Origin of the sequence: Cytobacillus sp. Bac17 (assembly GCF_024519925.1) — a bacterium.
Taxonomy (GTDB): Bacteria; Bacillota; Bacilli; order Bacillales; family Cytobacillaceae; genus Cytobacillus; species Cytobacillus pseudoceanisediminis.
On record NZ_JALJRC010000001.1, the window covers coordinates 441,435 to 460,555 of the forward strand.

Below are 19,121 nucleotides of genomic sequence, written 5' to 3' on the forward strand. Positions count from 1 at the left end.
GTGCCGGAAGATACCGGCAAATAAAACAATAAAGCCGCAGCGGCAAAAAAAAGCCAGCGCAAATAGGAAAAAATCTTTTCTGTTTCATAATCATCCATATATAAGGAAAAACGCATAATCAAACCTCTAATCTCTTATCTAATTAACAAAATATTAACACATTTGCCTCAATGAATCACAAATTAAAATAGGATAAGATTTGCGCTGAAAAAAGCCCCATTTCTAAATGAAATGAGGCTTTGCTGTTTAGCGCTTTCCTTTTATATATGGAGTGCCAGATGCTTTTGGAGCATCGGCGCGTCCTATGAAACCAGTCAATGCCAGAATCGTTAAAACATATGGTGCAATGAGAAGATATACATTTGGAATATTCTCAAGGAATGGAAGGCTCGAGCCGATGATACTCAAGCTTTGCGCAAACCCAAAGAATAGAGCCGCCCCCATAACACCAAGCGGATGCCATTTACCAAAGATCAATGCTGCCAATGCCATAAAGCCCTGGCCGCTGATCGTTGCATGGCCGAAATCTGAAGAAATGGATTGTGCATACACACCGCCGCCAATTCCTGCTAGGGCACCGGAGATTAATACCCCAATGTATCTCATTCGGGTAACATTAATACCCATTGTATCTGCAGCCATTGGGTGTTCACCAACCGCTCTCAGCCTTAGCCCGAATGGAGTTTTAAACATCACAAACCAGGCAAGAAATGCCACGGCAATCGCTGCAAATGAAGTATAGTATGTGTTTGAGAAAAACAGTTTTCCTATTACGGGTATATCGCTCAAAAATGGTATATCCACCTTGCTGAACCCTTTTTGAATAATATCCGTCTGGCCTTTTCCATAAATGAATTTAACCAGGAACAGTGCAGCTCCAATTGCCAGAAGGTTAATCGCAACACCTGAGACTACCTGGTCTGCTCTAAACGTAATGGAAGCAACAGCATGCAGGATGGATAAAAGTGCTCCTACAACCATAGCTGCCAATAATGCTACCCATGGGGTCATGCTGCCAAATACATCTACGAACGTAAGGTTAAAGACTATGGCAGTGAATGCTCCAATTACCATCAAGCCTTCTAAACCAATATTTACAACACCGGAGCTTTCTGAAAAGTTTCCGCCCAAACCAGTGAAAATAAGCGGGGCTGCCCAAAGCAATGTTGATGGAATAATAATTAACAGGATCTCCATTAAGCCCACTTACTTCACCCCCTTTTTGCTGATACGGTCAATAAAGATGCGAATCATATAGCTTGCTGCAACAAAGAACACAATAAGAGCAATGATAATATCCACCAGTTCATTTGGAACTCCAGCTTCAAGCGGCATGTTTAAGGCGCCGACCTTCAAGCTTCCGAATAGCAATGCTGCAAAAATAATTCCGATTGGACCGTTACCGCCCAGAAGGGCAACCGCAATACCATCAAACCCTACTCCGGTAAATCCGCCTTTGATGGCTGCGTATCCGAATGTACCCAAAGCTTCCATCGCACCTGCAAGACCAGCAAATGCTCCTGAGATTACCATTGAAAGAATAATGTTTTTGCTGACGCTCATGCCTGCATATTCAGATGCATGCTGGTTAAAGCCTACGGAGCGCAATTCGTATCCCTTTGATGTTTTTTCTAATAGGAACCACATTATAAACACACAAGCTAAAGCAATTAAAATTCCCCAGTGCAGACGGGAATAGTCAGTTAAGCCCTCAAGAAATGGGGAACGCAGTGATGCAGAGTCTGCAATCATCTCAGTACGGTCACTTTTGTCTGAAAGGACCGTACGGATTATATAGTTGGTTACATGCAATGCCACATAGTTCATCATGATCGTGACAATTACTTCATGGACTTTAAACTTGGCTTTCAGCAATCCCGGAATAAATGCCCATAGTGCACCCGCTGCTGCAGCTGCAAGAACTGCCAGCGGCAGATGGATGAACTTTGGAAGTTCAAATGCAACCCCTACCCAAACAGCAGCAAGCCATCCGACGATCAGCTGCCCTTCAACACCGATGTTAAATAAGCCTGTACGGAAAGCAAATGCAACTGCCAAACCGGCAAGAATATAAGGTGTGACCTGTCTGACGACTTCACCAGTGTAGTAGATTTCTCCAAAAGCACCGTTCCATAGGGCATTAAATGCAGATCCGGCATTATACCCTGTTGCTATCATTATGATTGTACCTACTAATACGCCGAGCAGAACGGCAACTAGAGGCACGACAATATTCTTCATGCGATTAGACATGGTTTTCGCCACCCGCTTCCTTCCGTTTAGAACCGGCCATCAATAAACCTAATTCTTGTTCAGTTGTTTGTTTCGGGTCAACTACTGCTACAATTTCACCCTCATAAATAACAGCAATACGGTCGCTGACATTCATGATTTCATCCAATTCAAATGAAATAAGCAGCACAGCTTTCCCCTGGTCACGCTGTTCAATCAGACGCTTGTGAATGTATTCAATTGCTCCGACATCCAATCCGCGTGTCGGCTGAGCAGCGATCAGGAGATCTGGATTGCGGTCAATTTCACGTCCGATTATGGCTTTCTGCTGGTTACCTCCGGAAAGTGCCCTAGCAAGTGTATATTCACTTGGGGTTCTGACGTCGAATTCTTTAATCAGCTTTGTTGCTTTTCTGTAGATTTCTTTAAAGTTCAGAACACCTTTTTTAGAGAATGGAGCTTTGTAATAGGTTTGCAGAACCATATTCTCTCCAATTGGAAAATCAAGTACAAGTCCATGCTTATGACGGTCCTGAGGGATATGCCCTACGCCCGTCTCCGTTACTTTCCGCGGTGACATATTAATAATTTCTTTGCCATTCAATTTAATTGAACCGCTTTCAGACTTCCTCAAACCTGTAATAGCTTCTATTAACTCAGACTGTCCATTTCCATCTACACCGGCAATACCGACAATTTCCCCGGCCCGTACATTAAGGTTAAGCTTATTAACCACGCCAAGCCCCCGGGAATCTTTTACATTTAAATCCTGAATTTCAAGCACTTGCTCCTGTGGCTTCGATACTGTTTTATCCGTTTTAAAAGTAACTTCCCTTCCCACCATTAAACTGGCAAGTTCATTAGGATTCGTCTCGCTGACATTAACCGTACCGATGCCGACCCCTTTGCGGATGACCGTTACTCGATCACAAACTTCCATTATTTCCTTCAGCTTGTGGGTGATTAAAATAATAGATTTGCCTTCCTGGATTAAGGTTTTCATGATCTGAATAAGCTCTTTAATTTCCTGTGGAGTAAGAACTGCAGTAGGCTCATCAAAAATAAGGATTTCTGCTCCCCGATAAAGGGTCTTTAAAATCTCTACCCTCTGCTGCATTCCTACAGAAATATCTGAAATTTTCGCCTGCGGGTCAACAGCAAGTCCATATCGCTCAGAAATTTCCCTGACTTCCTTCTCAGCCTTTTTAATATCTATTTTTCCGCCTTTAGTCGTTTCTTTTCCTAGAATAATATTTTCAGTGACGGTGAAACGGTCTACTAGCATGAAATGCTGGTGGACCATCCCGATGCCCAAGTCGTTTGCTATATTTGGATCGGTGATGCGCACCGGCTTTCCTTTAACTTTTATTTCACCCTTTTCAGGCTGATATAAGCCAAAAAGGACGTTCATTAATGTTGATTTGCCCGCACCATTTTCGCCAAGCAGCGCATGAATTTCACCTGGTTTCAGCTGAAGCGTGATATTATCATTTGCAACGATTCCAGGAAACTCCTTGCGGATGTTGAGCATTTCAATTACATAATCCATTTGTTTCACTCCTTGCTCAAAATATATGGAAATCATTAGTAGTAAGAGGTCAGACCTTGGCAATTCTTAGAAAAACCTGGCCAAAATGCCAAGCTCATCTTAATGAATAGAAAAATATGATTATTGCATTAAAAATCTAAGTGAAATACAGAATTTTTTCTGTCCTTCAATTAAACTTTTAATTTTTAAAAAAGGAATAAGAGGCCGCAGTGCAACCTGCTTATTCCTTGTAAGTTAATTATTCAGCTGAAAAAGAAGCCAGTTCATCTTTTGTAGATGGAACAGTCAGGTCACCATTCTTGATCTTTTCCTGCCATTCTTTAACTGCACCTTCGATTTCTGCTTTAGTAGATACTTCCGGATTGATAGTAGCAAGGCCTACACCGTCTTCAGCCAATCCGTAAGTAGTCGTTTCTCCGCCAGGGAAGCTGCCGTCTTTTGCCTTTGTAGAAAGGTCCTTAACAGCATTGTCTACACGCTTAAGTGCAGATGTAAGGATTACATTGTGCTCTTTGCCATCGATTTCAACTACACCTTCAGCTGTCTGGTCTGAGTCTACACCAATTGCCCAAAGTTCTCTTGCCGGGTCTTTCTTTTTAAGGTCACGAGCTTCCTTGAATAGACCGTTGCCTGTTCCGCCAGCAGCGTGGAAGATTACGTCTACGCCAGAAGAGTACATTTTAGAAGCAATTGTCTGACCTAATTCAGCTTTATCAAATGCTCCAGCATATTGAACTTCTACTTTAATATCAGGGTTTACCGCTTGAACACCAGCAAGGAATCCAGATTCGAATCGCTCGATAACCGGAATCTCCATTCCGCCGATGAAACCAATTTTGTTTTCTTTAGTTGCTTTTGCTGCAGCAACACCTGCAAGGAATGCAGCTTCCTGCTCTTTGAACATGATGCTTGCTACGTTTGGCTGATCAACAACCGCGTCAACGATTCCGAAATGCGCATCCTTTTGCTGCTGGGCAATCTCATTGATTGCACCTTCCATTAAGAATCCGATACCGAAAACAAGATCAAAATCTTGACGAGCTAATGTATTAAGGTTTGTAGAATAGTCAGCATCTGACTGTGATTGAAGATAGTCAAATCCGCCTTTTCCTTTTTCAAGTTCATTCTCTTCACCAAATGCCTGTAATCCTTCCCAGGCAGATTGGTTAAATGATTTATCATCTACACCGCCGACATCTGTTACCATCGCTACAGAGAATGCTTTTTCTTTTTCGTCTCCGCCAGCTGTTTCTCCGCCTTTTTCTTCACTTTTGCCGCAAGCACCCAGAATCGTTCCAGCAGCAAGAACTAAAGATAGCGCCAATCCGAATTTACGCTTTTTCAAGGTTGGTACCCCCTAAGAAATTGTTTTTGCATTAGCGGAATAATTGTGTTTTCGTATATCCCCCAAAAGCTAGATTCTCTTTCTGAGGACATGGAAACTGAACTTATCAGCTCTGAAATAATTGACCGAATAGAGAATCGGTGTATCCGCTTCATCGAAATGCATCTGCTTTAATACCAGCAATGCAGTTTCAGGGTCACATTCCAGAATAGGTGAAATTTTCTCGTGATAGCCAATAGGCTCGATTTGGGCAACAGCATAGGTGATTTTCCGGTTTGCCTCTTCTTCAAGCATGTTGAGGAGCGACTCTTGTTCGTGGGAAAATGTGTCCGGGAGAATATCCTCAGGAACTTTATCCACACAATAAACGACCGGTTCACCATTTGCAGTTCTCACACGCTCAATCACGGCAATCTCCTGGTCTAACGAACATGAGAATCTGCGGATATCATCTTCAGTCGGTCCCATAGTTACAGAACTTAAGAAAACGGTTCCCGGCTTCATCCCTGCCTGCAAAATCATATTTGTGACACTATTAAGCTGTTCGATGCCTGATGTGAAAAGCGGCTTTGCATTGACAAAGGTGCCTACACCATGACGGCGGATAATTACGTTTTCTTCTTCAAGAATGCGCAATGCCTCCCTCAGTGTAGCTCTGCTAACACCAAGCTGTTTGGCAAGATCAAATTCAGACGGAAGTTTTTCTTTTTCTTTATAAACTCCATCTTCAATGTCTTGTTTTAATCGATCGATGACTTGCAAATATAAATGCCGGTTATCTGACTTAATAGACATGCAGGGTTCCTCCAACTTCAGTTCTCAAGACATCAGACCTCTGATGTTCAATCATTCCTACTAATCGAAAATACTATAACACTTTTTACCCAATAAAGAAATAGAAATTTATCAATTTGTCGAAAAAAGGTGAAAAGAACAAAATGTTTGTGAATCCCTCTGTACCAATTCCTTTTTTCTGGTATAATACTACTTTGAAAACGATTACATTCAAGATTTCTGCTGAAAAAGTAACTGACAATGAATCCTATTTTGTGATGAGTTGAAAGTACCATACCTCTTCATTTTATGTAAGCGTTTTTAGTAGTATGGCATATTCCCATACCTTTTTTTATTGACGTCATTTTTTTGCCCTATATCTTTCAAATACATTAAAAAATGGCCGTCCGAAGACTGGCCATTTTTTAATGTGTCATTCTTATAACATTTAGGAACTTGCTTCTTCCGAAGGCTTGCCCTGCAGCACAGCTCTTGGCTTGCTGCCTTCATATGGACCGACAATGCCCCTTGCTTCCATTTCATCAATCAGCCTTGCAGCTCTGGTATAGCCGATCCTGAATCTCCTTTGAAGCATGGAAACAGAAGCAGTCTGCATTTCCAGAATCAATTCAACAGCTTCTTCATAAAGATCATCATCCACTTCTCCTGACGCTTCAGGGATATCCTCTGGAATCATCTCTTCCTGATATTGTGCCTTCTGCTGACCGATGACGAAATCCACGATCTCTTCTACTTCTTCATCAGACAGGAAGGCACCCTGTACACGGACTGGCTTGGAAGCACCTACAGGCAGGAAGAGCATATCTCCTCTTCCCAGAAGTTTTTCAGCACCGCCCATATCTAAAATGGTTCTGGAATCCGTCATGGATGAAACGGCAAATGCAATCCTTGATGGTATATTCGCTTTGATCACACCTGTGATAACATCTACTGACGGACGCTGGGTTGCGATGATTAAATGGATGCCCGCTGCCCTTGCCATTTGAGCAAGGCGCGTGATGGCATCTTCGACATCGGAAGACGCTACCATCATTAAATCTGCAAGCTCGTCCACTATAACTACAATGTACGGCAGAAGGGGCTGCTGTGCTTCCTCTTCGGCATTATGCTTTTTTACATACTCATTGTAGCCTTCGATATTTCTTGTCCCAGTATGGGAGAAAAGCTCATAGCGCCTTTCCATCTCATTGACGACTTTTTGCAGCGCCTGAGCTGCTTTTTTCGGATTTGTCACTACCGGCGCCAGCAAATGCGGCACCCCGTTATATACATTCAATTCCACCATTTTTGGATCGATCATCATTAATTTTACTTCATGCGGTTTTGCCCTCATCAAAATGCTGGTAATGATTCCGTTAATGCACACACTCTTCCCGCTTCCTGTTGCACCGGCAACAAGAAGATGGGGCATTTTGTTGAGTTCTGCAAGGACAGCCTCTCCGGTAATATCACGGCCAAGCCCGATTAATAGCTTCGAGTCCGGTTTGTCATTTTGCTTGGATTCAATAACTTCCCTAAGAGAAACCATGGCTACTTCAGAGTTAGGAACTTCTATTCCTATGGCGGATTTTCCGGGAATTGGTGCTTCTATCCGGATATCCTTGGCTGCCAGTGCCAGTGCCAAATCATCATTCAGACTAACGATTTTGCTTACCTTTACCCCAACATCGGGATGAACCTCATATTTTGTAACAGCGGGTCCTAAATGAACCTGTGTCACTCTCGCTTTTACCCCAAAACTCTGAAATGTTCTTTCGAGCTTAGCAGCATTCGCATGGATAAGCTCATACTCACCACTTTGATCCGTCTGCCTTGGCAATTTCAATAGTCTGATTGGCGGCAGCTCATAGTCTTTGTTTTCCACTTCAGTAAACGTAATTGGCGGCGCATTCTCATCCTCCGGTTCAGTCTCTGCTGCTTCCTGAACCTGATTAGAAGCCGCTTCCTGAGGATCCTCCTGATAAGCTCTTTCGGCAAAGCTTGAAATAATCGGTTCTGGCGCCGGTTCAGCAGTATTATTGATGGTAATAACAGTCTCTGGTTCTTCTTCGTGCTGGAGAGCCTGCTGTTCTTCTTCTCTTCTTGACTGTCTTTCTTCTCGTCTTGCCCTGCTTTTTTGTTTCCATTCTTTCATATCATCTATAAAAGCTGCCCATTGGTTTTTACAGAAATTCAGCATTGCGGCCATCATTTTTCCGGCAGCATCTCCGAACGTTTTTCCTGTAATGAGAACGAAACCGATAATAATTAATAAAAAGGCCACAATCTTTGAACCTGCTTCATCAAAAAGATAATAAAACAGTGCGAAAAAAATTGCCCCCAGCATTCCGCCGCCTAAATCGGTTGTGCTTGTTTCTCCCCGGACCTCCATCCGGAATAGTTCCCATGTATTGGCTATCACACTTGGATCATCAAACTTCCCGCCATTTGAGAGAAGCTGAAATAATGTGACATGGCTTAACAGCAGCAGGGAGCTGATAATGAGATAAATGCCAATTAATTTTGTGTGGAATAGATAGGGAAGAGATCTCTTCCACATCAGGTAACCTGAAAATATGACTAATCCTATCAGGCTGAGCATGTACCATTCTCCCATAAAGAAACGGAAAAAAAGCACGGTTGCTTTGCCGACCGCTCCCAGTTTAGCAATTGATATTACAGCAAGTGCCAGTATGATCAGCGCAATAAGTTCAAATTTCATTGTCCGTTTCAGTGTTTCGCTCTTTTTAGATTTTCTTTTCTTTCTTTTGGCCATTTTATCACCTTATCATTGTTCTTATTAACAGCATCATCAAAAATCCATTATGTAATACATCATGTCTGCTATGAAAGAAGAAGCAGCCATTTTTTGGCTGCTTCTAAAGTTACTTTTATTATATCATATCAATTCTTAATTAAGTTGTTTTTTGAATGTATTTCTCAGCTTAACTGCGTCAAGGTGATCATGGACCCGGGAGTATATCTTTCATCCATATAATGGGAGGGGTCGCTGCTCATGATTCTTAAGATTCGGCATTCCTGTCCTGAGTTCATTTCAACTAAGAGCGGGATTCCTTCATAAGACACAATTTTCTGTTTGCCAAAATCATCCTGCTCATTTTGGTAAATAAGCTCTTGGGGCATCATTGTATAAATGATCATTGAACCATCACTTCTTCTTTAGGTTTATTCATATCTATCAGCTCATTCAGCTTTGCCAGCGCAGGCCCTACCCCGCCAACTTCATCAATCAGGCCATATTCAACAGCATCCCTGCCGACCACGTTTGTCCCAATATCCCTGGTTAGGTTGCCTTTATCAAACATCAGGTCTTTAAATTTCTGTTCGGAAATATTTGAATGCTTTGTTACAAAATTAATAACCCGATCCTGCATTTTATCCATATACTCAAAAGTTTGCGGCACACCGATTACCAGGCCGGTCAGTCTTATAGGGTGGATGGTCATCGTAGCCGTCTCTGCAATAAATGAATAATCGCATGAAACAGCAATAGGCACACCAATGGAATGGCCTCCTCCAAGGACAATGGAGACGGTTGGCTTTGATAAAGATGCCAGCATTTCTGATATTGCCAGTCCGGCTTCCACATCACCGCCTACTGTATTCAAAATGACCAAAAGACCTTCTATCTTTGGGTTTTGCTCAATCGCTACAATTTGAGGAATTAAGTGTTCATATTTTGTTGTTTTATTTTGCGGCGGAAGCTGAAGATGTCCTTCTACTTGTCCGACAATGGTCAGGCAATGAATTTTGGAATCCTGAGACAGCTGAGGCACATTCGTTTGTCCAAGCTGCTGAATCTTCTCCATAAGAGCAGATGGTTTATCCTCTTTTGGCTGTTCTTGCCCTTCCCCGCCCTCATTGCGGTTATTTTTCATATCGTTTTCCATCCTTATTTCTCCCTTCAAGCAATATATTGTTAGTATGAACGCGGGATTCTTTTTCATGCGTTTTATTGCTGAAGACAGAAGGCAAAAAACACAGCCTGGCATTGAATTCCAGGCTGTGTTTTATTTGTTATCCCTCCATCAGAATTGGAAGGATCATTGGTCTTCGTTTTGTTTTTTCATACAGATACTGATTCAGGCTGTCACGCATATCCTGCTTAATGCCGGACCAGTCAAAGGATTCTCTGGCAAGGTTTTGCTCTACCGCTTCCTTTACTATTTTTACAGCTTCCTCCAGAAGCTTTTCTGATTCCCTGACATATACAAAACCTCTTGTAATGATTTCAGGGCCAGCTGATATTTTCTTTTCCTTTTTATTAAGAGTGACCACCACTAATAAGATTCCATCCTGCGAAAGCAGCTTTCGATCCCTTAATACGATATTTCCGACGTCGCCGACACCGATTCCATCAATCAGCACATTTCCTGAAGGGATTTTTCCTCCGGGAACGATTACACCATCTTTAATTTCTGCTACATCGCCTTTATCAGGGATGAAAATTTGTCCGCTTGATATTCCGCAGTCCCTGGCAATTTTAGCATGCGCTTTCAGCATACGGTATTCCCCATGAACTGGAATGAAGAATTTCGGACTCATCAGATTTATCATAAATTTAAGTTCTTCCTGGCTGCCATGGCTGGAGGTATTAAAAGTTCCCTTTCCAGGGATGACTTCAGCACCAGCTCTATACAGCATATCAATCGTTTTAAAAATTAATACCTCTGTTCCCCTTAATGGAGATGCGGCCAGTAAAACGGTATCATCCTTTTTGATATTCACCTGTCTATGAGACTGCTTCGCCATTTTTTGAAGGGCTTCAATCGGCTCCCCCTGATTACCTGTGGTAAGAACAACGATCTGGTCATCACTGTATTTGCTGATTTCAGCGACAGGTATTATCACATCTTCTCCGACCTGCAAATATCCAAGCTGCATGGCAATATCAAAGATCTTTTGCAGACTTCTCCCGACCACTGCCACTTTTCTGCCCGTTTCCATGGCCGCATCAAAAATATGCTGTATGCGGATTAAGTCAGAAGCAAAGGAAGCTGCAATGACTCTCCCCTTAGCAGCATAGAATGCAGCTGTCATCTCTCTGGCCACTTTCGATTCTGAGTTGGTGTACCCCGGCTTTTCTGCTTCTGTACTGTCAGATAGCAGGCAAAGAACCCCCTCTTCCCCTAAGCGCGCCATTTTGCCGATTTCAGGTTTGTATAAGGCAGTCGCTGCCTGATCAAATTTGAAGTCTCCTGTATATACAATCGCACCTTCGGAAGTATGGATAGCCACTCCGACACTATCCGGTATGCTATGGCCAGTCCTGAAAAAAGTTACATCTGCCGAATCAAATTCAACCTTGGTATCTGAATTTATTTCAATAAACTTTGCTTTGCCTCTGTATTCCTGTTCCTTCATTTTGGCTTTGGCCAGCGCCAGAGTTAGCTTTGTCCCATAAACAGGAACATTGACCTTTGTCAGCACATAAGACAGGCCGCCAATATGATCCTCATGCCCATGTGTCAGAAAAATTCCTTTCACTCTTTCCTTGTTTTGAACTAAATATGTAATATCCGGTATCACGATGTCAATTCCGAGCATTTCATTTTCAGGGAACATTAATCCGGCATCGATTACATATATGTCCTCGTCCACCTCTGCCAAATACATATTCTTCCCAAGTTCTCCGACTCCTCCGAGTGCTGCTAGCTTGATGCTTTCATTCTGTCTCTTTTTCAATGTACGTATCCTCCCATGCATGTTCAGCCGATCAAGATCAGTTATCCATATTATACTTGAAGTCATAAAACCATGACAACCAAATTTATACATAGGGCTTAATAGGGCGGGCAAGATACTTTTGCCTTCTCATAAACTTAAAGAGTTTCATTGTAGAAAAATGTTGGCTCTGGTTTAGGGTACTTGGAAGACCCATGACGACCATTTCCACTTTCAGCTTTTGATTTTGGGCTTCATGCGGGCTCCATGGCCATTCATCTCAAGGCATTATATTTCTGGTTTCATGGAAGCTCGAAAGACGGCTTATTAACAAAAATAAAAACCAACCAGCAAAACACTGGTTGGCAAGCACGGAATTATTTAAATAGGGCAGCAACTGCGCTGCGTTCCTGTTCTGTTAACGGAACCATAGGAAGACGGACGGATCCGACATCCAGCCCTCTAAGCTGCAGCGCTGTTTTTACAGGCACTGGGCTTGGGGCAGCAAAAAGGCCTTCCATGATCGGAAGAATTTTCTGATGGATTTTTGCAGCCTTTTCATTTTCACCATTCAGGTAAGCTGTGATCATTTCCTGCATTTCATTGCCAATCACATGGGAAGCCACAGACACGATTCCAGTTCCCCCAATTGCCATGCATGGAAGAGTAAGGCCGTCATCACCGCTATAAAGCATAAAGTCCTCATCCGTATTGGCAATGATTTTTGCCATAGCATTCAGATCTCCGCTTGCTTCTTTAACTGCAGCAATGTTTGGAATTTCCGAAAGGCGGATGATCGTTTCAGGCAGAATATTGACCGAAGAGCGTCCAGGAATATTGTAAACCATTACTGGGAGGCTCGTGTTTTCTGCAATTGCCTTGAAATGCTGATAAAGCCCTTCCTGATTTGGCTTATTGTAATAAGGTGCAACGATCATGATGGCATCTACACCAATTTGCTCTGCTTTTTTCGTTAATTCAATGGATTCGTACGTATTATTGCTCCCAGTGCCTGCAATTACAGGCACACGTTTGTCAGCCACTTTCACTGCGTGTTTGAATAATGCCAGCTTTTCCTCTTTGGTCAATGTTGGCGACTCGCCGGTAGTTCCGGCAATAACCAATGAATCTGTACCGTTTTCAATAAGATGATTGATAAGCTGTGTTGTTTTAGGGAAATCAATATGTCCCTTATGATCGAATGGCGTTACCATTGCTGTTGATACTCGGCCAAATAGAACCATGTTTACACTCCTTGCAGATGTTTAAAAGACCGGAAGAAACGGGCGGATCTGCCGAATAGGATGCAAATCCGTCGTTAACCGCTGAAGGGCTTTCTTCCCCTTTTTAAACATGATATTTTTCTTAGATTAAATGTCTGTTCTCTCATATTCTGCCAAATCTTCTTCCAGGCGAAAAGCATCGTGCAATGCATTAACAGACTTTATCAAATCTGCCTGCTTCACCAGAACCCATATTGTTGTATGGCTGTCTGCAGATTGCAAGATACGAATTCCCTGCTCGGACAATGCTGTCACAATTCGTGAAGCCACACCAGGAACACCCTGCATTCCTGCACCTACAACCGAAACCTTTGCGCACTCTCTTTCAACCAGTGGATCGTGACCCAGGCCCTTTAGAATACTAATCGCTTTATCAGTCATTTCTTCCGTAACCGTGTAGTTGACGCCATTTGGATATATATTGATAAAGTCGACGCTGATCCCCTGGTTTGCCATCGCTTTAAAGACCTCAGACTGAAGATCATATTGATCTTTCTTCGCAAGAACCTTTATTTGAGTCACATTGGATACGTGGGCAATTCCTGTTACGGAGCGCTCTTTAATATCTGTCCCGCGCCTGTTCTTATTCAAAGTTGTGACAAGTGTTCCGAGACTATCGGAGTATGTTGAGCGGATTCTGATCGGAATCTTGGCCTGCATGGCAATTTCGACAGCACGAGGGTGAATAACCTTAGCACCCTGATACGCCATATTGCAGACTTCCGTATAAGTGACAACTGATAATGGGCGTGCATTTTCGGCTATGCGCGGATCAGCAGTCATGATGCCTTCCACATCAGTAAAGATATCAATCCACTCGGCATTTAGGGCTGCGCCAATAGCCGCTGCGGAGGTATCACTGCCGCCCCTTCCGATCGTTGTGACATCACCGGTTTTAGAAGAACCCTGAAAACCTGCAACGACGATGACATCTTGATTCTCAAGCTCTTTCAATAGTCTGTCGCACTTCATATCGATAATTTTTGCATTTGTATGATCATTATTTGTTCTAAATCCTGCCTGTGCCCCTGTTAAAGCTGCTGCTGTGATTCCATGTTCATTCAGCATGTTTGAAAAAACGACACTTGAGATGACTTCACCGCAGGATAAAAGCAGATCCGTTTCGCGTTTGCTGATCTTGCTGTTATTGCCTTCTACAAGCGAAAGCAGTGTGTCTGTTGCATAAGGATCGCCTTTTCTGCCCATCGCTGAAACAACAACAACAACCTTATATCCGTCAGCCAGCGCTTTTTTTATGTGCTTAAGCGCATGTTCGCGGCTATTTTCATCGCGAACTGATGTGCCTCCATATTTTTGAACGATGATATTCATTAAAACACCTCTAACCTCTCAACATAAAGAGAATACGTTAACTATTTCACTATTCCAAGTTTAATTAAGCTTTCGGCGATCTGCACGGAATTCCATGCAGCCCCTTTAAGAAGATTATCAGAAACCACCCACATATGGAAGCCTTTATCCTCATCCAAATCTTTGCGGATACGGCCGACAAACACATCATTTTTACCGACACAATCAGCAGGCATTGGGTAAATCTGATTATCCGGATCATCCTGCAGGACAACACCTGGTGCACTTTCAAGAAGGCTCTTTATTTCATTTGCAGCAACGCCGTCTGTATCCACTTCAAAATAAAGGGACTCTGAGTGTCCGGTTGCCACCGGGAGACGCACACATGTAGCAGCCACTTGCAGCCCTGGCATATGCATGATTTTCTTTGTCTCATTGATCATTTTCATTTCTTCAAAAGTGTAGCCATTATCCTGAAACTTATCAATTTGCGGAATCGCATTGAAAGCAATCTGATAGTGTTTTTTATCGCTCTTAACAGGAAGAATTGCAGGCTCATACTCTTCATTATTTATAATGGCTTTTGTCTGCTCATTCAGCTCTTGAACTGCAGCTGCTCCTGAACCTGAAACAGCCTGGTAAGTAGAAACAATCACTTTTTTCAAACCGTATTTTTCTTTAACCGGCTTTAGTGCTACAACCATTTGAATCGTAGAACAGTTTGGATTGGCGATAATGCCATTATGTGTATGAAGGTCGTCTTCATTTACTTCAGGTACGACAAGAGGCACATTTGGATCCATACGGAATGCACTTGTGTTGTCTACCACAATGGCACCATGTTCAACCGCATGTGGAGCAAGTTCCTTGGATACGCTTCCGCCGGCACTGAATAATGCGATGTCCACGCCTTTAAAGCTCTCTGGCTTTGCTTCCTGAACCGTATACTCCTGTCCATTGAATGTTACCTTCGAGCCTGCAGAACGGGCTGATGATAAAAGTGTTAATTCAGAGATTGGAAATTCTCTATTTTCAAGTGTTTGAATCATTTGCTGACCAACTGCACCAGTTGCTCCAACTACCGCGACATGAAATCCTTTTTTCTGTTCCAAATTTCTTTTCCCCTTCCAGTACCATTATATTTTTCTAGCAAAATTAGTTTTTTAGTGAAAAAGCAATATGCCCAAAATTCAATAGAACGGCAGCCAAATACAATTGGCAGCCGTTTTCCTGCCTGATTTTGAAGATGGCAGGCTTCCATTTATATTATCAGCATATTGTCATTACTCCAAGGTGTTAATATTAAATTAAACACAGCTTGGAGGTTGGTTATCTTAATAACCTTTATTCTAACATATTCGTTCACTAAAGGACTAAAAATTTTTGCTAGAAAAAATAGGGGGCTAACTTTCGTCTTTATATCTTTCCACTAAAACAGGCTGCAGCTGCTTGCCTTCCATGGCATGAATCACTGTATCAGATAATGCTGTCATTCTTGCCACCATTGAATTTGGCTTCTTTACAGGATCGTCCTGGCCATATGGAATAAAATAAATATTTTTCGTAGCCATTAGTCTCATTAAGTTTACCCCGTTTAAACCCAATGCATCATTGGTGGATATTCCGAGCACAACTGGTTTGCCGTTTCTTAAAGTTGCCTTTGCTGCCATCAGGACGGGCGAATCGGTCATGGCATTGGCAAATTTGCTCATGGTATTTCCAGTTAGCGGGGCAATCACCATACAATCTAGAGGTATCTTAGGTCCCAGCGGTTCCGCTTTCACAATTGAATCGATCACTTTATTTCCAGTCAGATCTTCAATTCTTTGAACCCAGTCTTCCCCTTTCCCGAATCTAGTCTCAGTGCTCTTTACCGTAAAGGTTACAACCGGAAGCACTTCAGCCCCTGCAAGAACGAGCCTTTCTATTTCCGGAAACACTGCATCGTATGTGCAATGTGATCCTGTTAAACCAAATCCGATTCTTTTTCCTTTCAAACTCATTTTGTATTCCCCTTTCTCTTTTGCAAATCTTCCATAATCAATTGAGAAAGAACATTCGCCAGTATCTGCCCCGCTGTTTTCGGAGCAACGATTCCAGGCAGGCCTGGTGCGAGCAGCGCTTTCACTCCCCGTTTTTCCGCATAGCGAAAATCGGTTCCTCCGGGCTTTGAAGCCAGGTCAATGATAAGCGTATGTGTAGGCATTTTCGAAATGACGGACGCTGTTACAACTAAATGAGGAGCAGTATTTATGCAAATATCAACATCTTTTACAGCATCTTCAATCTCTTTCAGGTTGAATGGGGTAAGACCCATTTCTGTTATCCGGGCAATGTGTTCACTTTTTCTCGCGCCTACTTTTACTTTTGCACCCAGTGCACGAAAGGTTCTTGCTACACTCATTCCAACTCTGCCAAGGCCGATTACGGCTATATTAGATCCATGAATGGTGAAATCAGTATGCTGGATCGCCATCATGATAGTTCCTTCTACTGTTGGAATTGAATTGTAAATGGCTACATCATCTCTTTCAAATAATTGAACAAGACGGCGGTCTGCCGACTTGGTAACTCCTGTTAAATACGAGTTGGTTATGCCGGAATAAACTGTACAGTGTGCTGGAGTCTGCGAGAGAATTTCCTCTTCAAGAGTCACCTTTTCATTGGAAAAAATTGTTTCAATCTGCCCCTCAAGGCCCGTGCCGGGAACAGGCAAAATAATCGCGTCTATATGGGAAAAATCCACTTCATCTATTTTTTCTTTTACCGCACCAGAGAACGCATGATCCAGCTGCTCAAATCCGATTAATGAGAGCTTTGCATCAAGCTCAGTCAGTTTCCGGATGATTTCGAGCTGCCTTGCATCACCGCCGATGACTGCTATTTGGGTTCCTGTCAGCATGCAACACTCACCTTCTTTTTTCTTTCTTTTTAAGAAAGCATTTATTTTTGAAGCCAATGACCGCATGACTCCTGGTAAAAAATATCCTCGCACCGGCATCGCCACTATACAACAGCTGCGGCACGAGACAGCAATTGCACAAGCAGATTTATCTTAAACGAAATGTGGCGTTTTTTTGGCCGGCAATTCATCTAATAACCATAAGGGAATTGTTGTATTGAACTACTTCAACATCTTATGTATGAAGGGGGCAATAGGTGAGTTTTCCATTTAAAAGAAAATGGATCAGCGTGGAAAGAAATTTTTAGACATTAAGGAGATGAGATTCCAAAAAACAAAAAGGACCTAATCGGCCCTTCTTTCAAGATTATTCCTGCTGACCATCATTTTCCGGAATATCAATAATGATCATGTCATTGCCTATCTTTCTTATATGCTGCCATGATACCCGAATTTCGTCTCCTTGCCGCTTGAAGCCGAACCACTTTAATGAAGGAATGAGCAATGCCTGGATCTGTCCACTTTTTTCATTTATTTCAAGATCTGTCTGCCCAAGCACCCCAAGCCGTTCCGCACGCTTCACATCCACGATTTCCTTTCCGCTCAGCTCACTTAATCTCATCCTCTGCCCTCCTCTTTTCTCTTTCTCTATATTTTTATCGTTCTGGGAGAAGTTTTAGAAGTCCAAGACAAAAGAAAACAGCCTGCAGAATACAGGCTGTTTCTCTCATGTTGATTTCCGGTTTTGCAATCGGGACACATCAAATTTATTAAAGGTTTTTCGGAAGTTCTCCCTCCGGGCTGATTAAAGCCACAGAGTAATGCTCTGTGAAAATGGAATTCGCCATGTCATTCACGCCTTGCATGGAAACTGCATCGATTTCTTCTACAATTTCATCCATAGAACGATGGCGGCCCAGCAGAAGTTCGTTTTTGCCATTGCGGCTCATTCTGCTGTTTGTACTTTCAAGGCTAAGCATCAAGCTTCCTTTAAGCTGTTCTTTGCTGTTATTCAGCTCTTTATCTGTGATGCCTTCTTTTTTAAGAGTGGCAAGAGTTTCCTGAATCGTATCAAACAGTACATCCAGCTGTTTAGCGCCTGTTCCGCCGTATAGCGTCACTATACCGCTATCCTGGAAGGCAGAATGATAAGAGAAAACAGAATATGCCAATCCTTTTTGTTCCCTGACATCCTGGAATAAGCGGCTGCTCATGCTTCCGCCCAAAATATTATTTAAAACAATCAGATTGTATATATCCTCATGCCCTACCTGCAGCCCCTCGAACCCCAAGCAAAGATGTGCCTGCTCGGTATCCTTTTTACGGGCAAGATGGTTTGAATGGAATTCTGGCTTCTGCTCTGGGCGTTCTCTATTTCCGCCTTCATAGGATCCAAAATATTTTTCTACTTCTTTGATGAAAGACTCATCGATATTTCCGGCAATGGAAATCACAACGTTTTCAGGTGTATAGGTTTCATGCATATACTGCTTTAATGTTTCACCATTAAACGTGGCTAGCGTTCCCTCAGTGCCAAGGATCGGATAGCCAAGAGAGTGGTTCTCATAGATTGCCTTACTCAAAAGATCATGTACAATATCATCAGGCGTGTCTTCATACATTTTGATTTCTTCATAAACAACATTCTTTTCTTTGTTCAGTTCCTCATCCACAAACGTGGAGTTAAAAAACATATCAGAAAGGACTTCAAGAGCAAAGTCAGAATGGGTATCGAGTACTTTTGCGTAATAACATGTATATTCTTTTGAGGTGAATGCGTTCACCTGGCCGCCAATGCTATCAAAGCTCTCGGCAATTTCCCGGGCTGATCTTGTTTTCGTTCCCTTAAAAAACATGTGCTCGAGGAAATGAGAGATTCCATTATTTTCGGGAATCTCGTTTCGTGAACCTGTTCCGATCCATACTCCGATCGCAACAGAACGGACGGTTGGAATGTTTTCTAGTACGACTCTTACTCCGTTTTGGCATGTATATTTCTTGATCAAGTAAATTCCTCCTGTTCTGAAACCCAAAGACATA

Annotated in this window: 17 protein-coding genes; 1 reads left to right on the forward strand and 16 read right to left on the reverse strand. The window is 42.6% G+C overall.

Features of this window, described 5'->3' with window-relative positions:
- Positions 1-246 precede the first annotated feature (246 nt).
- From NR125_RS02205 to dpaA, 14 genes are all read right to left on the reverse strand, one after another.
- The gene (locus tag NR125_RS02205; RefSeq protein ID WP_009330679.1) at positions 247-1,206 is read right to left on the reverse strand and encodes an ABC transporter permease; all 960 of its coding nucleotides are present in this window, start codon (positions 1,204-1,206) and stop codon (positions 247-249) included.
- The gene (locus tag NR125_RS02210) at positions 1,207-2,253 is read right to left on the reverse strand and encodes an ABC transporter permease (protein WP_019381794.1); all 1,047 of its coding nucleotides are present in this window, start codon (positions 2,251-2,253) and stop codon (positions 1,207-1,209) included.
- Positions 2,246-3,781, reverse strand: a complete 1,536-nt coding sequence (locus NR125_RS02215; RefSeq protein ID WP_251175177.1) for an ABC transporter ATP-binding protein — start codon at positions 3,779-3,781, stop codon at positions 2,246-2,248. The genes NR125_RS02210 and NR125_RS02215 overlap by 8 nt, the downstream gene beginning before the upstream one ends.
- Positions 3,782-4,019: 238 nt before the next feature.
- Positions 4,020-5,126 carry a BMP family lipoprotein gene (locus NR125_RS02220; protein ID WP_256814681.1) on the reverse strand — a complete coding sequence of 369 codons (1,107 nt, stop codon included), beginning with the start codon at positions 5,124-5,126 and terminating at the stop codon, positions 4,020-4,022.
- Between the two features lie 69 nt (positions 5,127-5,195).
- Positions 5,196-5,921 (reverse strand): GntR family transcriptional regulator, encoded by a 726-nt coding sequence (locus NR125_RS02225; protein WP_009330683.1) that lies wholly within the window; start codon positions 5,919-5,921, stop codon positions 5,196-5,198.
- A 427-nt stretch (positions 5,922-6,348) separates the two neighbouring features.
- Positions 6,349-8,676 (reverse strand): DNA translocase FtsK, encoded by a 2,328-nt coding sequence (locus tag NR125_RS02230; protein WP_256814682.1) that lies wholly within the window; start codon positions 8,674-8,676, stop codon positions 6,349-6,351.
- A gap of 164 nt (positions 8,677-8,840) precedes the next feature.
- Entirely contained in the window at positions 8,841-9,062 is a 222-nt protein-coding gene (locus NR125_RS02235) for a YlzJ-like family protein (protein WP_019381792.1), read from the reverse strand.
- The gene (locus NR125_RS02240; RefSeq protein WP_019381791.1) at positions 9,059-9,811 is read right to left on the reverse strand and encodes a ClpP family protease; all 753 of its coding nucleotides are present in this window, start codon (positions 9,809-9,811) and stop codon (positions 9,059-9,061) included. The genes NR125_RS02235 and NR125_RS02240 overlap by 4 nt, the downstream gene beginning before the upstream one ends.
- 127 nt (positions 9,812-9,938) lie before the next feature.
- Positions 9,939-11,606 carry a ribonuclease J gene (locus NR125_RS02245; protein WP_256814683.1) on the reverse strand — a complete coding sequence of 556 codons (1,668 nt, stop codon included), beginning with the start codon at positions 11,604-11,606 and terminating at the stop codon, positions 9,939-9,941.
- A gap of 356 nt (positions 11,607-11,962) precedes the next feature.
- Positions 11,963-12,829 (reverse strand): 4-hydroxy-tetrahydrodipicolinate synthase, encoded by an 867-nt coding sequence (gene dapA, locus NR125_RS02250; RefSeq protein ID WP_009330688.1) that lies wholly within the window; start codon positions 12,827-12,829, stop codon positions 11,963-11,965.
- Between the two features lie 126 nt (positions 12,830-12,955).
- Positions 12,956-14,200, reverse strand: a complete 1,245-nt coding sequence (gene dapG, locus NR125_RS02255) for an aspartate kinase (RefSeq protein ID WP_256814684.1) — start codon at positions 14,198-14,200, stop codon at positions 12,956-12,958.
- Between the two features lie 41 nt (positions 14,201-14,241).
- A complete protein-coding gene (gene asd / locus NR125_RS02260) occupies positions 14,242-15,291 on the reverse strand; it encodes an aspartate-semialdehyde dehydrogenase (protein ID WP_019381789.1) in 1,050 nt (349 codons plus the stop codon).
- Positions 15,292-15,582: 291 nt separating this feature from the next.
- Positions 15,583-16,182, reverse strand: a complete 600-nt coding sequence (gene dpaB / locus NR125_RS02265; protein WP_019381787.1) for a dipicolinate synthase subunit B — start codon at positions 16,180-16,182, stop codon at positions 15,583-15,585.
- Positions 16,179-17,081 (reverse strand): dipicolinic acid synthetase subunit A, encoded by a 903-nt coding sequence (gene dpaA / locus NR125_RS02270; protein WP_009330693.1) that lies wholly within the window; start codon positions 17,079-17,081, stop codon positions 16,179-16,181. Before dpaA ends, dpaB begins: the two co-directional genes overlap by 4 nt.
- Between dpaA and NR125_RS02275 the strand changes: the two genes are divergently transcribed.
- Complete coding sequence (locus tag NR125_RS02275) at positions 17,053-17,238, forward strand: hypothetical protein (RefSeq protein WP_251264128.1); 186 nt, start codon at positions 17,053-17,055, stop codon at positions 17,236-17,238. The genes dpaA and NR125_RS02275 overlap by 29 nt on opposite strands.
- 210 nt (positions 17,239-17,448) lie before the next feature.
- On the opposite strand, the gene NR125_RS02280 is transcribed toward NR125_RS02275, so the two are convergent.
- Together NR125_RS02280 and NR125_RS02285 are read right to left on the reverse strand one after the other, a co-directional pair.
- A complete protein-coding gene (locus NR125_RS02280) occupies positions 17,449-17,703 on the reverse strand; it encodes a YlmC/YmxH family sporulation protein (RefSeq protein WP_009330694.1) in 255 nt (84 codons plus the stop codon).
- Positions 17,704-17,851: 148 nt separating this feature from the next.
- Positions 17,852-19,087: a M16 family metallopeptidase gene (locus tag NR125_RS02285; RefSeq protein ID WP_251175176.1), complete on the reverse strand. Its 1,236-nt coding sequence runs from the start codon at positions 19,085-19,087 to the stop codon at positions 17,852-17,854.
- Positions 19,088-19,121: the final 34 nt, after the last annotated feature.

Excerpts from the sequence above, each read along its gene's own strand:
- dapA (WP_009330688.1), bottom strand. The coding sequence starts at position 12,829 with ATGGTTCTATTTGGCCGAGTATCAACAGCAATGGTAACGCCATTCGAT.
- NR125_RS02210 (WP_019381794.1), bottom strand. The coding sequence starts at position 2,253 with ATGTCTAATCGCATGAAGAATATTGTCGTGCCTCTAGTTGCCGTTCTG.
- NR125_RS02275 (WP_251264128.1), top strand. The coding sequence starts at position 17,053 with ATGACTGCTATTTGGGTTCCTGTCAGCATGCAACACTCACCTTCTTTT.
- NR125_RS02225 (WP_009330683.1), bottom strand. The coding sequence starts at position 5,921 with ATGTCTATTAAGTCAGATAACCGGCATTTATATTTGCAAGTCATCGAT.
- NR125_RS02240 (WP_019381791.1), bottom strand. The coding sequence starts at position 9,811 with ATGGAAAACGATATGAAAAATAACCGCAATGAGGGCGGGGAAGGGCAA.
- NR125_RS02215 (WP_251175177.1), bottom strand. The coding sequence starts at position 3,781 with ATGGATTATGTAATTGAAATGCTCAACATCCGCAAGGAGTTTCCTGGA.
- NR125_RS02230 (WP_256814682.1), bottom strand. The coding sequence starts at position 8,676 with ATGGCCAAAAGAAAGAAAAGAAAATCTAAAAAGAGCGAAACACTGAAA.
- NR125_RS02280 (WP_009330694.1), bottom strand. The coding sequence starts at position 17,703 with ATGAGATTAAGTGAGCTGAGCGGAAAGGAAATCGTGGATGTGAAGCGT.
- dpaA (WP_009330693.1), bottom strand. The coding sequence starts at position 17,081 with ATGCTGACAGGAACCCAAATAGCAGTCATCGGCGGTGATGCAAGGCAG.
- dapG (WP_256814684.1), bottom strand. The coding sequence starts at position 14,200 with ATGAATATCATCGTTCAAAAATATGGAGGCACATCAGTTCGCGATGAA.
- dpaB (WP_019381787.1), bottom strand. The coding sequence starts at position 16,182 with ATGAGTTTGAAAGGAAAAAGAATCGGATTTGGTTTAACAGGATCACAT.
- NR125_RS02235 (WP_019381792.1), bottom strand. The coding sequence starts at position 9,062 with ATGATCATTTATACAATGATGCCCCAAGAGCTTATTTACCAAAATGAG.